The following is a 15,196-nucleotide window of genomic DNA, read 5'->3' on the forward strand; positions in this document are numbered from 1 at the left end:
CAAGTTCTTTTAAATCCTCTTTTATATTGAATTTGCTTTGTCTTCCCATGCTTCAAAGATAATACAGCGGCACTATATACTCAAATTGGTATAAGAACTAAATGACCTATGGCTTTTACATCTAATCACTTTGGGGTTAGTTCCCCGCTGCTTGCAGCGAATTGACGAACTCATTCCTTTGTGATACCCCGTCTGCTTGCAGCGGGGTAGTTCATTAAATCAATTGAATATTAATAAGATTTTTACTGTTGCTATAGGAATTGTTCAATTTGGGATTTATTGGCTATCATTAATTTACCTTTATAAATTTTTCAAGATGCTTTGGATTTATAAAAGTGAAATATTGATATTTCAATTGAGTAAATTTCTAATCTTAATTATACTTATTGTTGGAACTATTTATATTTCTGTAAATTACAAAAGAAGCATTGTAATTAAGAACCGTTTAGAAGAAATTAATAATAGTGGATGCTGTTATGAAATAAACGGATTTAAATTTAATTTGACAACAGATGAATTTGAAAGAAATTTTCCTAAGGAGCAATGGGATATGCATAGCAAAAAAGTTTTATTTGGTAAAGAGTATCTTTCTAAAGGATCATTCCCATTTTATGAGTACAACACAAAGAATATAAATTTAATATTTGAGCAAGGTGTATTAAATGAAATCAATTTTACTTTTGATGTTAATAATCAAGATGACTTTTATTATTTATCAAAAGAATATGGAGAAATAAATACGATTTCTTCCTTTAGTTCATCTAACCAATATTTTGTAAATGAAAATATAATATATAAAATAAATGATTGTACATCGATGGGTATTGAATTTGTTGAATATATTAAAGAAAGTAAAAAGTTTATAAGAATTAGATTCAAGGGAATCTTTCAGAACCACTATTTAAATTAAGAGAAAAAACTATTAGACGTTTGATCAAACTACCACTATTCCAACCCTTGTATATCTATTCCGAAACCAGATCTGCGAAACCGGCATATACACATCATTTTAAACCAATATGACTAAATTAAGAAAAGCGAATACTTCCTCTTGTAGCCTCCCATATAAGGCAAATTGGCACTTTCACTAATTGTGTGAATACTTGTATCAGAAAAACCAGTTTAAGCCTTTAATTCATATATTGGTAAGCTATTTATTGGTATATGAAAACTTGCTGGAATAAGTAAAAAAAGTGGGAGGTTGTTCAGGCCTCCCAAATATGTTCAAATGTTGTATTACGGCAACGTAATACTTTACAAAGTATAAGGAATTGTAAAAACACGTGGAAATAGTCAAAAATTAGAATTATTGACTATATGCTGACTAAAAATAGAAAAGAACTCAATTAATAAGTTCTTTTTCAATTAATTATGATTCATTGAGGTGGAGCTGGCGGGAGTCGAACCCGCGTCCAAACGAGGAAGCAACAAGCTTTCTACATGCTTAGCCCCGACTTGTTTTTCGTGTAAACACCGGATCAAGGCCACCCATGTTTACCTTAGCTCCTAAATTTTCGCAGAAATTCCGGAGCAAAATTTCCACTAGCTTCGATTTATTTGCACCGCCGGTTCGGACCGCTTCAAAGCATTAGCATCCGGGCGATGTCTTGTCCCGGAACCTTGTTCCGGGATTAAGCGGATAACCTACTGTGATTCGGTTACGCAGCAAGAGCGTAATTTTCTTCGCCAATTAATGTTTTGATTATTATTTTAAAGGGTCAACAACCAAAACCCTGCATGCTTACCTGCCTCTTCTACCCGCTGTCAAAACCAGTCAGCCCCAAAGAGGATACAAAAATATTCTTTTTTCATGAAATACCATAAAAATTTATTCTTCGTTCATCCCTTTCTGCATTTTGCTCGTTTTATTATTGCAAGTGTTACAAGTTCTTTAATAACTACAAAAATTATGAGAAAATTACTTTTGTTTTTTGTTTGTTTAATTTCCGTTTCTCCGGGTATACTACAGGCACAGGAAGAGGAGATGGGAGAACCCTTAGAATCTCAGAATTATAATAATATTGGTGTTTTTGATTTTCCTGGAGTGAGTTGCAAACCTTTGGGAGTTGCTTATTTATCAGGGAAAGAATACCCTGATCTATTTTTAGCATCAGATAAATGGAATCCCGGATTTTTCTATTATGAATTTGCAGGCTTTTCCCAGAAAGGAGTTCCTGTGTTTTTAGAAGCAAAGGAATTTAAAACTCCGGCTACATATAAGAATTTAGGTTGTGTAAAAGAAATCGGAGGGAAAATCTATGGATTTTGGTATATCGACAAAAAAATTGTTTCCTGCGTTTTTGATTCCAAGTCTTTTGAGTTTAAAAGAGAAAAAGAATTAGCTGTTTCATTTCCCCGAAATCCAGGGCCGTTTTCAGTGGAAATCAATCAAAAAGGAAATTATGTTTTTGTCTTTTCGATTGGTGATGGTGTAAATACAAGAGCTCCCGGCGATGGAAGAGATGCTGATTATATTCCTTACAGACCGGATGGCGTGTATAATGGAGGAATCTCTTACTCTGATTTATATAAAGTTGAGGTTGCAAATGATTTTAACTCAGTTGTAACGGAAGCAACAAAAATTTCAAAAGGAGATGTAAAGGTAAGATCAAGTCATCAGGGAATTACAAAAATAGAGGTGAACGATAATCGGGAAGGATTGGTGACGGGATCCTGGTTTGGTAATTTGTATTTTTTTGAGTTGTCAAAAGATTTTGATGTTCAGGAAGAAGGAATAGTTAGTGGAGCCGATTTGATAACACTTCGACATCCAACAATTTGGCCAACACCGCTTGTCTATCCCGGAACGGATCGGAAATGGAATAACTTAATTGCATCCGGAGAAGGAGGAATTTATTTTTATAAATACCTTGGCTTTTCTGAAAAACGTAACGCCCCGATTTACGATACTCCGCAGCATTTATTAAAACAAAATTCAAATTTAAAAGGAGGTTCGCTGGTTGTTCCAACAATGGTTGACTGGGATGGAGACGGAAAAACGGATATTGTTGCAGGGAATTCACTCGGACAGATTTTGTTCTTCAGAAATTTAGGAGATAACCAAACACCGCAATTTTCTGCCGGAGTTCCACTGGAAGCTGGTGGCAAAGAAATTCATATACAGCCCGGTTATGGAGAAGATATTCAGGGGCCGTTTGAATCGCGATGGGGATATACTTGCCCAAATGTTATTGATTGGAATGACGATGGTGTGTATGATATTGTGATGGGCGATAGCAGAGGAAAACACACTGTTTATATAAATAAAGGAACACCTCAAAAGCCGGAATTGGCAGAGGAACATCCGATTTATTTGGAAGGATTGGAACTTCATGGAACGTGGCGTTGTAAACCGGGAGTAGCAAAAATTGGAGATAAAATGGCTTATGTTACGCTCGACGATGACGATGTATTTCATTTATATTGGCAAATTGATGCCTATAACCTGAAGGAGGGATTCAAACTTTGTTTGGAAGATGGAACGCCAATAGAAGGTAATTTCCTGGAAGCTGGAGGTACCGGTCGTTTAAAATTTAATATTGTTGATTGGGATCTTGACGGAACTTTGGATTTAATTGTCGGCACGCCGCGACACGGTTGTGTCCCTAATCCGAAAGAGGGATTACCCTGGAGGTATCTGGATGAAGGACGCCCTGGTTCAGCCGTTCTTTTTCTGAAAAATGTAGGTACAGATGAATCACCGAAATATCACTTCCCAAAACTCTTAAGATATAAAGGAAAGCCAATTTATTTGGGACAGCATTCCTGTGCACCGACACCTTGGTACAGAAATAGTAAAACCATTCCCGATATACTTGTTGGAAGAGAAAATGGAATGTTTTATTATTTCGACAGAAAAGATATTAGTTGGTAGAAAGAAAAAATGTCAGCTGTTATTTGTAAATAGCTGATATTTTTTTGCTATAGTTTTCCTACAAAGTCTTTTAGCCATACTTTAATTGATTCTCCAATTTCCGGATCTTCCAAGGCAAATTCAATATTGGTTTTCAGAAAGCCCATTTTATTTCCGATATCGTACCTTTTTCCATTGAATTTTAACCCGTACATGGCTTGCTTTTTTACCATCTCGCGCATGGCATCAGTAAGTTGAATTTCGTTATTTTTTCCTGGAGGTGTTTTCTCCAATAAATCAAAAATTTCAGGAGTAAAAATATAACGACTGGCAACTGCAAGGTTGGAAGGTGCTTCTTCCGGTGACGGTTTCTCAATCCAGTCTTTGGCTTTAAATACGTTTTCTGTAACTGCTTCCCCGTCAATAATTCCATAGCGATGAACCAGTTCGAGTTTTACCTCTTCGAGCGCAATGACCGAACTTTGGTACTTTTCATAAACATCGATAAGTTGTTTGGTTACCGGACCGTCTTCGCTTTTAACCAGCGTGTCGCCCAGCAAAATCACAAAAGGCTCATTGTTTACATGGTAGCGCGCATGGAGAATGGCGTCACCCAAACCGTTCATTTCTTTCTGCCAAACAAAATGGATGTTTGCAAGGTTAGAAATCGAGCGAATTTTATCGAGTGTTTTTAAGTCTTGTTTTTTTAACAGTGATTCTTCCAGTATAGGGCTTCTGTCAAAATGTTCTTCAATAGCTCGTTTGCCTTTCCCGATAATCATCAGAATATCAGTAATTCCGCTTTCAACGGCTTCTTCAACTACGTGTTGTATTACTGGAGTATCTATAATAGGAATCATTTCCTTAGGCTGAGATTTTGTGGCCGGGAGAAACCGGGTTCCATATCCTGCCGCAGGAATAACTGCTTTTTTGATCATATTTAATTGTTGTTTATAATATTGGGTTTTATAACTTCAATTTCGTTATTGTTCATTATGTCGTGCAATTTATTGTACATTATTTCGTCAGCGTACGTTCCTATTATTGCACCTCCTGAACCAGTAAATTTTGCACTTGCTCCAACAGAACGGGCCAACTCTACCATTTCAATATTTCCTTGTGATACAGGAATTAGATTTCTTCGCAAATCGAAATTTTCATTGATCAGTTCATGCATTTTTTGTTTATCCCTCTTTTCAAGAGCGGCTTTAAATTCTTCGGTTATTTGCGCCCATCTCTTCATCGCCTGCAGTACTTTTCCTTCCTTTATTTCAAATCGTGCTTTCAGGTTATTGTGTACCGTTTCTGTCCCTTCCGACAGGTTTTTTCGGTAGGCGATATAAAAATTTGGAAAATGAACATTGTGCAAAGTTTCATATTTGCCATACCCTTGTTTTTCCATAATTTTTTTATCGAAATTCATAAAGACAGGTTTCTCGTATGCCTGGGCAACTCTGTCCTGGAGACCTGCCGATATGCCCAGTTCATTGGTTTCAACTGAAAGTACCAGATTCGCAAAAATGGCAGGTTCAATGTAAACTTCATAAAATAAACAAAGGGCTTTTAAGCAGGCTGTAAGAATAGCACTTGAGCCAGCCAGTCCTAACCTTAAAGGAATATTGGAATTGTAGGTAATCGTAAAATTCTTCGAAGCTAGTTTTATATTGTTCCTTTTACAATATTCGTAAAACACTTTTACGATCCCTTTTATCAAACGCATACCTCCGTAATATCCTGCAAAATTGATATTGTCTACCAACTCATCCAGATTATTGTAGGTTGTTTTGTCAGCACGCTGAGGTTTTATTTCAAGCTGAGGTGTTTGGTAAAGCTGAACTTTTACGATAAAGTTTGAAAAAACAAATGCGATGGTTTTTCCAAAATAGCCATCGGAAGGGTTGCCGATAACTGCAGCCCGGGGATATGAATATGTCTCAATAATCATAATCGAATTTTAAAGCCGCAAATTTACGAATTCCATTTTTTAATGGCTTCCAGATTCAATTCATTTTCAATATTTTTTGCTTCAGAAGTATAAAGAAAATCTAAATGAGTTTTGAAATATTCAGTTATTTTTCCACGTACAACTTTCATTGAGGCATTAACAAGTGCATTTTCCTGAGTGAACGCTTCCGGCAAAACAACTATGTTCGCGGGCAACCATCTTTCAGGGAATTCGCCTTCATATATCCCGCCTTTTTTATATTGTTGCACATCGTTAAGGATGATTTTTAAAGACTCTCTGTTTCCTTCTTCCGAACCCGGTGTAATGTTTCTTTTTTTAAGCTCCCTGTTTATTGCTTCAACATCAGGAATAAGCATTCCAACGGTAAACGGATTTTGATTATTGTAAAGCATTGCCTGCTGAATAAAAGGCGATTTGTCAACCAGTGCCTCTTCAATTCCTTCGGGGCTGTATTTTTCACCGTCATTCCCAATGAGCAAACTTTTAAAGCGTCCAAGCACAACCAGGAAATCATCTTCATCCATATAGCCCATGTCACCGGTATGTAACCATCCTTCTTTTAAGGTATTGGCTGTTGCCTGTGGATTATTCCAGTATCCCAGCATCACATTATCTCCTTTTACAACAATTTCCCCTTTTTGTCCTTTGGGTAATTCATTTCCATTTTCATCGAGAATTTTTAGCTCCAAATCTTTTATTAGTTTTCCGGAGGTGCCAAATTTTACAACTTGTGGTGTATTTGAGGAAATTACAGGTGCTGCTTCGGTTAATCCATATCCCTGGCAAATTGGAATCCCTACAGCGTAAAAGAAGCGTTGCAACTCGGTGTCGAGAAGTGCGCCTCCTCCTATGAAAAACTGAAGATTTCCCCCAAATCCATCACGTATTTTTTTGAAAAGAATAGAGTCAAAAAGAGATAAGAGAGGTTTTAGAAATATGCGAAATCCTTTGCCTCGGTTATGTCCTTCGCCATTGTATTTGTACGCAATATTTAATGCAAATTGAAATAATTTATATGTGCTTTCACCTTTTTTTCGTATTCCGGCTTCAATATTTTTTCGAAAGGTTTTCGAAAATGCGGGAACACTCATCATAAGTGTTGGCTTAATTTCCTGAATATTTTTTGGAATATTTTTTAGTGTTTCAAGCGGTGTATTTCCAATTTCAACCGATGCAATACTTGCTCCTTTGTACATAAAAACGTACAAACAGGTTGTGTGGGCAAAGGCATGATCCCAGGGAAGAATGGCCAGTGTTTTCCAATCCGGTTGTAAATCGAGTAATGAATTTGATTGGACTACGTTTGCGGCATAGTTGAGTTGTGTCAGCATAATTCCTTTTGGATCGGCTGTTGTTCCTGATGTGTAAGAAATATTGGCCACATCGCCAGGCTGAATATTTTTCCAAATGGAATCAAATTTCTCAGCATTGTTTTTTAAGTATTCCTCACCAAGTTTAAAAAGCTCTTTGTAGTCGAGGTCTTTTTCTCCGGGATTCTCTTTCCCGTCCAGATATATTACTTTTTTTAATTCAGGAAGTTCATCTCTGATTGCCTCAACTTTATTTGCATGTTGTTTGGAGACAAAAATATATTTACTCCCACTATGGTATAGGCGAAAAGAAAGTTCATTTTTTTCAAGTCTGATGGATAAAGGGACGTTGATGCCACCGGCATATAACATAGCCAGTTCACTTATTATCCAATCATTTCTTCCATCGGAAATCAACCCGGCTCTGTCACCCTTTTCAAATCCAATGGATACGAGTCCTGCTGCGAGTTTTATAACTTTTTTACGGGTTTCTGTATACGTTGTTCCCTGGTATTTTCCGTCTTTTTTTTCCCATAAATATACGTTTTCGGGAAATTTATTTACCGCTGTTTCAAAGAGCTCAATAATCGTTTTCATAATAAACAATTTGTTCGATTTATTACGTTTAGCGATTCAAATGTAAGAAAAAAAGACAAAAAGGGAACTGTATTGTGAAAACGCCCGGTTAACCGGGCGTTTTGAAATGTCATATTTTGAATTTATAGACGGTTTTTTCCTTGTATTTTTCTCCGGGGTTTAATAACGTAGTTGGAAAATTATCGTGATGAACCGAATCCGGATAGTGTTGTGTTTCAAGAGCAACTCCCGAATAGCTTCCAAATTTTTTCACTTCGTCAATATGTAGTTCCGGATTCCAGTAGCCGGTGTAAACCTGCATTCCGGGTTGAGTTGTGTAAACCTCAACTTTTCTTCCTGATTTTTCTTCTTTTAAACAAGCAATATATTTGAATTCTCCTTTTTCATTGTCAAAAACAAAATTGTCGTCGTAACCGGTTGGCAGTCCTTCCATGTCACGAATAAATGTTTTTGACGAAGTAAAATCAAACGGAGTATTTTTAACCGGAACGATTTTTCCTGTAGGTATTTGTTCTACCATCTCAGTCATTTTTGTTGCCGTTAATTCCAGTTCATGGTTCAGAATATTTTCTTTTCCGCCGGTTAAATTAAAGTAGGTGTGATTGGTTAAATTTACAACTGTCGTTTTATCGGTTTCAGCCGAGTATTCAATACCCAGTTCATTATCGTTGTTTAATGTGTAAGTGCAGGTTACGTTTAAATTTCCGGGATAATTTTCTTCCAGATCAGGACTGAGATAAGAGAGTTTTACCCCAATATACTCATCGTTTTCAATTGTTTCAGCATCCCAAAGTTTTTTGTCGAAACCAACCAGGCCACCATGCAAATGATTTGGCCCGTTGTTTATTGCCATTTCATACGTTTTTCCTTCAATTTCCAGAAGCCCTTTTGCAATCCGGTTTCCACAACGACCGATAATGGCACCAAAGTATGGGTAACTTCCCAGATAGGCTTCACTGATGTAATCTTCCAGCCTTTCAAATCCGCAAACAATATTTTCTTTACTGCCCGTTTTGTCAGGGGTGAAAATGCTTGTTATTATTGCACCATAGTTGGTAATTTTAACAGTTACATCATTGTTGTTTGTTAGCGTAAACAAAGTAGCTTCTTTGCCGTCGGTTAATTTGCCGAATATTTCAGATTGTATTTTCATTGTTTTTTAATTTTAATTACAAAAATGCAAAAATGATTGATCTAACTGGTGGGTACTGGTGGTGTTGTATAGCATGTTGATTTAAAATTGGTTTCCCTTATTTTTGTAATGGCTAAAATCTGAATTGTGAAAAAAGTAGTGACTATAGATTCAGAATCCTCAAAACCAAAATACAGACAAATAATTGATTCGGTTGTAAACGCTATCGAAAGGAAATGTTTGGTAAAAGGAGACAAGATTCCTTCGATAAATCAGATTTGTGGGGAATTTGGTCTGAGTCGGGATACGGTAATGATGGCATTCAACGAACTAAAAGCCAAAGGAATTTTGTTAAGCCAGCCAGGAAAAGGCTATTATATCGCTTCGACTGATGTGCAGCATGATGAAAAGATTTTTGTGCTTTTTGATGAATTAAATGCTTTTAAAGAAGATTTGTATAATTCACTCATAAATACGCTGAAAAACCGTGCTAGTGTTGAAGTTTATTTTCATCATTTTAATTATAAGGTTTTTAAAAATTTACTTTTAGAAAGTATTGGTAATTATACTTCTTACATAATAATGCCGGCAACTTTTGACAATACAAACTATTTAATTTCAAAGCTGCCCAAAGACAAAGTTTTTATTTTAGATCGCTTAAAAAATGATTTGAAAAATTACCCGGTGGTTTACCAGCACTTTGAGCAGGATTTTTATGACGCACTTGTTGAAGGTCAGACGTTGCTTAAAAAATATCGAAAACTGGTTTTTGTTAATCCGGGCGGAAAAGAACCAGGTCAGCGGAGTACAGGGTTTAAAAAGTTTTGTGAGGAGTTTGATTTCAGTTACGAAATAATAAAAACACTCGATGGAATTCGCCCCGGATTATATGAAGCCTACTTTCTAATTTCAGATCGCGATTTGGTTGAATTGGTGAAGATTGCAAAAAATTACAAGTATAAACTGGGAAAGAAATTTGGAGTTGTTTCATTTAACGATACGATGTTGAAAGAAGTGGTTTCTGGAGGAATAACAACTATTTCTACTGATTTTGTTGAAATGGGAAAGAACCTGGCGCAAATGGTTCTTGATCGGAAAAGTGGCAAGGTCAGAAATCCGTCAAAGCTGATTGTGAGAAATAGTTTATAAAATAATTTCTGTTGCTAAACATTATATGAATTTACAAAGGGAAAAAATTAAAATATATATTTGCACCTACCAGTACCTACCAGTTGGTCGGAAATGTATTGGTTAAAAGGTAGTTTAGTCAGAATTAAGAAAAAATAACCGCTTACTATGAGTTTTAATATTGAAGAACATCCCCATAAAAGATATAATCCCTTAAACGGCGACTGGATTTTGGTTTCTCCGCATCGTGCAAAACGTCCCTGGCAGGGGCAGGTTGAAAAACAGGCCAGTCAGGAGAGACCAAAGTATGAGCCCGGATGCTATTTATGTCCCGGAAACGAAAGGGCAGGAGGCCATAAAAATCCGGATTATAACCGAACTTTTGTTTTTACAAACGATTTTAGCGCACTTCTAACCGATACTCCTCCCGGTGAAATTAGTGATGGAGAACTTTTTCAGGCAAAAAGCGAAAGCGGTATTTGTAAAGTAATTTGTTTCAGTGAAGATCACAGTCTTACTATCCCTGAAATGGAGGTGGCGAATATTCGTAATGTTGTGGATTTATGGTGTCTGCAGTTTGAAGAGCTGGGAAATAATCCTCAAATTAATTATGTGCAGATTTTTGAAAACAAAGGTGCAATAATGGGCTGTTCCAATCCGCATCCCCATGGGCAAATATGGTCATCAGAGGGTATTCCGGTAGAACCGGAAAAGGAGAGTAGAGCTCAGAAAGCCTATTTCGAAAAACATGGCAGAACACTTCTGAACGATTATTTGCAAACTGAACTTGTAAAAGAAATCCGTGTATTGAATCAAAACGATTCATTTGTGGCTTTGGTACCTTTTTGGGCAGTTTGGCCATTTGAAGCGATGATTGTAAGCAGACGCCCGGTGCAAAATATTCTTCAGCTAGAAGAGAAAGAACGTACCGACCTGGCTGATATATATAAAAAATTAACCATTATGTACGATAATCTTTTTGAGACTTCTTTTGCCTACTCAGCCGGACTACATCAGGCACCAACTGATGGAAAAGATTATCCGGAGTGGCATTTACATATGCATTTTTATCCGCCGTTGTTGCGATCAGCTACAGTCAAAAAATTTATGGTTGGTTATGAAATGCTGGCTACTCCACAGCGTGATATTACACCCGAACAGGCTGCCCAGCGTTTACGGGATTTACCAAAGATTCATTATAAGAAATGAAATAAATCAAACAATAATTATTTAATCGATAAATAAAGTTATGACTAAAATTAACAGCTTAATTGAAAAAATTAATGGCGGAGATAATCCGTTGTTTCAGGAATTATATGGAACTGAAACTGCAGTTTTAAAAGAACAGGCCGACAGATATGCGGGTTTGATGAGTGAATTTGAACAAACATTTGGGTCTGATGATGTAACACTTTTTAGTTCGCCCGGACGTACCGAGATTGGTGGAAACCACACAGACCACAATTTTGGTCGTGTTTTGGCTGGTGCGGTAAACCTTGACAATATCGCTGTTGCTGCAGCAAACGGAACTAATGTTGTTAAAATAAAGTCGGCAGGTTATCCTGAATTTCAGGTCGATTTGTCGGATTTAAGTATTGATGAATCCAATTTTTATACTTCAAATTCTCTGGTGAAGGGTATCTGCGCCAAAATGAAGGAAAACGGTTATGAGATTGGCGGTTTTAATGCTTGTATCGAAGGTCGGGTGCCTAAAGGTTCCGGTTTAAGTTCTTCTGCTTCTTTTGAGGTGTTGGTTGGAGCAATTATCAATGCGCTTTTTAACGACGGAAAAATGTCAGCAGTTGAAAATGCAATCATCGGTCAATGGTCAGAAAATAATTATTTTGGGAAACCTTGTGGTTTAATGGATCAGACAGCATGTTCAGTGGGAGGCTTAATTACCATTGATTTTAAAGATCCGGCCAATCCGGTAGTAAAAGAGGTTGATTTTGATTTTGTTGCAACCGGATTTTCGCTCGTAATTACTGATGTTGGTGGCGGCCACGATGATCCCGCCTCTCAGGCGGAGTATGCATCGTTGCCTACTGAAATGAAATCGGTTGCTGCCGAACTTGGCGCGAATGTTTTACGGGAAGTAACGTTGGAGCAAATTGTTGACAAAATTCCAGAAATCCGCAAAAAAACAGGCGACAGAGCCATCTTACGCGCCTATCATTTTCAGGGAGATAACCAGCGTGTTGTGGATCAGGTGAACGCTTTGGAAAACAACGATTTTGAATCATTCCTGAAAATGGTTGTTGAATCAGGTTATAGTTCTTATATGTATAATCAGAATATTTTTGACGTTGTTCATAAAGATGAGCAGGTGGTTTCATTGGCTCTGGCTTTAAGCGAGATGGTGCTGAAAGGAAGCGGTGCATGGCGTGTGCATGGTGGTGGCTTTGGTGGAACAATTCAGGCTTTTGTTCCGCAAAACAAATTGGATGAATACGTAAGCACACTGGAACATGTGTACGGAAAAGGAGCTTGTCATAAATTGTTTATCAGGTCAAAAGGTTCGGTGAAGCTTGATTTTTAGGTGTTATTGCAACTTCGTTGATTGACGCAGCTATTTTGCCGGTCATGAGGGCTGCTTATTTATTATGAGTATCTGATATTATTTGCAAAAAAGGTTCTAAGATCAGAACATTATAAATTTGGTTAAATTATTTTTAAAAGCCTGTCATAATTTTTTTGGCAGGCTTTTTTTATACTCCAAAATCCCCTTAGTTTCTGTTATAAAACATTTTTTTTAATAAAAGTGAACATCGATAAAGAAAAGTAAAAATTACTTTTATAAATTTATGCCGATTAAATCTAATTATGAGTTACTACGAGAATCAACCCAAATTTTTGGTGTCAGTTGATTGTGTCATTTTCGGCTACGAAGAAGAACAACTGAAATTATTGGTTTATCCGCGTGCCTTTGAACCGGTAAAAGGTTCATGGTCGTTAATGGGGGGATTTGTAAAACAGCTTGAATCTGCTGACGAAGCTGCATACAGGGTATTGCAGGAAACAACGGGGTTAAGTAATATTTTTCTTGAACAAGTAAGTGCTTTCTCCGGACCTACCCGGGATCCCTTTGAAAGAGTCATTAGCGTGGTGTATTTTGCATTAATTCGAATCAATCAGTCGGATGAGGAACTGATAAAAAGTCACGGTGCAAAATGGTGGCCTGTTACAAGTCTTCCAAAATTAATTTTTGACCACCAGGAAATGGTTGAAAGATCAATGAATATTTTACAGCAGAAAGCAGGATCAAGTTTAATCGGAACTGAGTTGTTGCAAAAGAAATTTACTTTTATGCAGCTCCGAAAATTGTACGAAGCCATTTATCAGCGGGAATTTGATCCGGGAAATTTCAGAAAGAAGATTTTGTCTCTGGGAGTACTTGAGAAACTGGATCAAAAGAATTCAACAGAATCAAAAAAAGGAGCTTATTATTACCGGCTAAAACCAAATTTACAAGTGGAGGTTTTGGATAGGATTGTTAAAATTTAAATTTTTAAGAAATAATTAAACTAATAACTAAAAACATCGAAAAATGAGTACACTGGACTGGATTGTTCTCGGGCTGTTTTTTTTAGGCCTGGTTGGAGTCATTATTTGGGTTCTGAAAAAGAAAGATAAAGATACTTCCGATTATTTTCTTGCGGGAAGAGACGCTACCTGGATTGCGATAGGTGCTTCAATCTTTGCTTCAAATATCGGTTCTGAACACCTGGTGGGATTAGCCGGAGCCGGAGCCGAAAGTGGTATGGCTATGGCACACTGGGAGATGCATGGCTGGGTGATACTGATGCTGGGATGGTTGTTTGTGCCGTTTTATGCACGAAGTAAAGTCTTTACCATGCCTGAGTTTCTGGAGCGAAGGTATAATCCCGAGGCAAGATCTTTTCTTTCTATCATATCGATAGTAAGTTACGTGCTTACAAAGGTTGCGGTTACTGTATATGCCGGCGGCGTTGTGTTTAAAGATGTTTTTAATATCGATTCAATTAGCTTTTGGGGATATAATGTGGATTTCTTCTGGGTGAGTGCAATTGGATTAGTTGTATTAACCGGACTTTATACCACTTTTGGAGGGATGAAAGCTGTTTTGTATACATCGGTTTTACAAACGCCAATTTTGCTAATAGGTTCGATAGCCATATTGATTTTAGGTCTGATCAAAGTTGGCGGCTGGGGTGAATTGATGGAAATAACAAGAACAAATGTTACTGTTCATGGAGACTCAATGGCCAGTTTGATGCGCTCTCATAATGATCCGGATTTTCCGTGGACAGGAGTAATTCTTGGCTCCGCGATTATCGGTTTTTGGTATTGGTGTACCGACCAGTTTATTGTACAGCGTGTACTCTCAGGCCGCGATATGACACAGGCGAGAAGAGGAGCTATCTTTGGAGCTTATCTGAAGTTAACACCGGTTTTTATCTTTTTAATTCCCGGAATGATTGCTTATGCATTAAACCAGAAAGGATTAATAACACTTAATTCAAACGATGCTGCATTTTCCACTCTAGTAACCGAATTACTTCCGATTGGATTCAAAGGAATTGTTATTGGCGGTATTCTGGCTGCTTTAATGAGTTCACTGGCCTCTTTGTTTAATTCATCGGCAATGTTGTTTACTGTCGATTTCTATCAAAAATACAAACCCAACGCATCCGATCGGCATTACGTTGTTGTTGGAAGAATTGCCACCGTTGTTATTGTTATCCTGGGAATTGCCTGGATTCCGGTTATGAAAGGGCTTGGAAAAGTATTGTATGAATATCTTCAGGAGGTGCAGTCTCTTCTGGCACCGGGAATTGCAGCAGTTTTCCTACTCGGTATCCTGTCAAAGAAGACAACGCCCAAAGCAGGCTTCTATGGATTGGTTATTGGTTTTGTGTTGGGAATGACCCGCCTGGTTATAAATGTGTTTAAAGGTTCGGTAACAGAAGGAACATTCATGCACAATATTTTTATAGAAATGAATACATATCACTACGAAGGATATATTTTTGCATTTGTTATTATTGCAATGATAGTGATTAGCTATTTTACAAAAGTAAAAGATCCGAGTGTAATTCAAGGCCTTACCATTGGCTCTGCAACCGCTGAACAGCGTGCTGAAGTCAGGGCCAGTTGGAGTAAATGGGATGTGATAAATTCTGCAATTATTATTGCTGTCATTCTTGTATTCTACTCCTATTTCTGGTAAA

11 protein-coding genes and 1 other RNA gene are annotated in these 15,196 nt (G+C 37.2%); 7 read left to right on the top strand and 5 right to left on the bottom strand.

Annotated features, from left to right (window positions below):
• The first annotated feature begins 223 nt into the window (after nt 1-223).
• Nucleotides 224-910: a hypothetical protein gene (locus K5G00_RS22060; RefSeq protein ID WP_238768573.1), complete on the top strand. Its 687-nt coding sequence runs from the start codon at nt 224-226 to the stop codon at nt 908-910.
• A 472-nt stretch (nt 911-1,382) separates the two neighbouring features.
• Here the strand turns inward: K5G00_RS22060 and ssrA are convergent.
• Nucleotides 1,383-1,782, bottom strand: a transfer-messenger RNA (tmRNA) gene (gene ssrA / locus K5G00_RS22065).
• 127 nt (nt 1,783-1,909) lie between these two features.
• On the opposite strand from ssrA, the gene K5G00_RS22070 reads away from it, so the two are divergent.
• Nucleotides 1,910-3,874: an FG-GAP repeat domain-containing protein gene (locus tag K5G00_RS22070; RefSeq protein WP_238768575.1), complete on the top strand. Its 1,965-nt coding sequence runs from the start codon at nt 1,910-1,912 to the stop codon at nt 3,872-3,874.
• Nucleotides 3,875-3,921: 47 nt separating this feature from the next.
• Here K5G00_RS22070 and galU read toward each other — a convergent pair whose 3' ends face one another.
• The 4 genes from galU to K5G00_RS22090 form a co-directional block, all read right to left on the bottom strand.
• A complete protein-coding gene (gene galU, locus K5G00_RS22075) occupies nt 3,922-4,791 on the bottom strand; it encodes a UTP--glucose-1-phosphate uridylyltransferase GalU (protein ID WP_238768577.1) in 870 nt (289 codons plus the stop codon).
• A gap of 2 nt (nt 4,792-4,793) precedes the next feature.
• A complete protein-coding gene (locus K5G00_RS22080) occupies nt 4,794-5,798 on the bottom strand; it encodes a mevalonate kinase family protein (protein ID WP_238768579.1) in 1,005 nt (334 codons plus the stop codon).
• Nucleotides 5,799-5,821: 23 nt separating this feature from the next.
• Nucleotides 5,822-7,726 (bottom strand): AMP-dependent synthetase/ligase, encoded by a 1,905-nt coding sequence (locus tag K5G00_RS22085; protein ID WP_238768581.1) that lies wholly within the window; start codon nt 7,724-7,726, stop codon nt 5,822-5,824.
• A gap of 109 nt (nt 7,727-7,835) precedes the next feature.
• The gene (locus K5G00_RS22090) at nt 7,836-8,879 is read right to left on the bottom strand and encodes an aldose epimerase family protein (RefSeq protein WP_238768583.1); all 1,044 of its coding nucleotides are present in this window, start codon (nt 8,877-8,879) and stop codon (nt 7,836-7,838) included.
• A gap of 126 nt (nt 8,880-9,005) precedes the next feature.
• Here K5G00_RS22090 and K5G00_RS30090 point away from each other — a divergent pair, with 126 nt between their 5' ends.
• From K5G00_RS30090 to K5G00_RS22115, 5 genes are all read left to right on the top strand, one after another.
• Nucleotides 9,006-10,007: a GntR family transcriptional regulator gene (locus K5G00_RS30090; protein WP_238768585.1), complete on the top strand. Its 1,002-nt coding sequence runs from the start codon at nt 9,006-9,008 to the stop codon at nt 10,005-10,007.
• A 147-nt stretch (nt 10,008-10,154) separates the two neighbouring features.
• Nucleotides 10,155-11,195, top strand: a complete 1,041-nt coding sequence (locus tag K5G00_RS22100) for a UDP-glucose--hexose-1-phosphate uridylyltransferase (RefSeq protein ID WP_238768587.1) — start codon at nt 10,155-10,157, stop codon at nt 11,193-11,195.
• 40 nt (nt 11,196-11,235) lie between these two features.
• Nucleotides 11,236-12,525, top strand: coding sequence for a galactokinase (locus K5G00_RS22105; protein ID WP_238768589.1), 1,290 nt, complete (start codon nt 11,236-11,238; stop codon nt 12,523-12,525).
• A gap of 284 nt (nt 12,526-12,809) precedes the next feature.
• Nucleotides 12,810-13,490, top strand: a complete 681-nt coding sequence (locus K5G00_RS22110; RefSeq protein ID WP_238768591.1) for an NUDIX hydrolase — start codon at nt 12,810-12,812, stop codon at nt 13,488-13,490.
• Between the two features lie 43 nt (nt 13,491-13,533).
• On the top strand, nt 13,534-15,195 hold the full coding sequence (locus K5G00_RS22115) for a sodium:solute symporter (RefSeq protein WP_238768593.1): 1,662 nt from the start codon (nt 13,534-13,536) through the stop codon (nt 15,193-15,195).
• Nucleotide 15,196: the final 1 nt, after the last annotated feature.

The organism is Maribellus maritimus (genome assembly GCF_022267315.1).
In the GTDB taxonomy this organism is placed as follows: Bacteria; Bacteroidota; Bacteroidia; order Bacteroidales; family Prolixibacteraceae; genus Draconibacterium; species Draconibacterium maritimum.

Bases quoted from the DNA above. Each gene is read 5' to 3' on its own strand.
- K5G00_RS22070 (WP_238768575.1), top strand. From the start codon at position 1,910: ATGAGAAAATTACTTTTGTTTTTTGTTTGTTTAATTTCCGTTTCTCCG.
- galU (WP_238768577.1), bottom strand. From the start codon at position 4,791: ATGATCAAAAAAGCAGTTATTCCTGCGGCAGGATATGGAACCCGGTTT.
- K5G00_RS22080 (WP_238768579.1), bottom strand. From the start codon at position 5,798: ATGATTATTGAGACATATTCATATCCCCGGGCTGCAGTTATCGGCAAC.
- K5G00_RS22085 (WP_238768581.1), bottom strand. From the start codon at position 7,726: ATGAAAACGATTATTGAGCTCTTTGAAACAGCGGTAAATAAATTTCCC.
- K5G00_RS22090 (WP_238768583.1), bottom strand. From the start codon at position 8,879: ATGAAAATACAATCTGAAATATTCGGCAAATTAACCGACGGCAAAGAA.
- K5G00_RS22100 (WP_238768587.1), top strand. From the start codon at position 10,155: ATGAGTTTTAATATTGAAGAACATCCCCATAAAAGATATAATCCCTTA.
- K5G00_RS22105 (WP_238768589.1), top strand. From the start codon at position 11,236: ATGACTAAAATTAACAGCTTAATTGAAAAAATTAATGGCGGAGATAAT.
- K5G00_RS22110 (WP_238768591.1), top strand. From the start codon at position 12,810: ATGAGTTACTACGAGAATCAACCCAAATTTTTGGTGTCAGTTGATTGT.
- K5G00_RS22115 (WP_238768593.1), top strand. From the start codon at position 13,534: ATGAGTACACTGGACTGGATTGTTCTCGGGCTGTTTTTTTTAGGCCTG.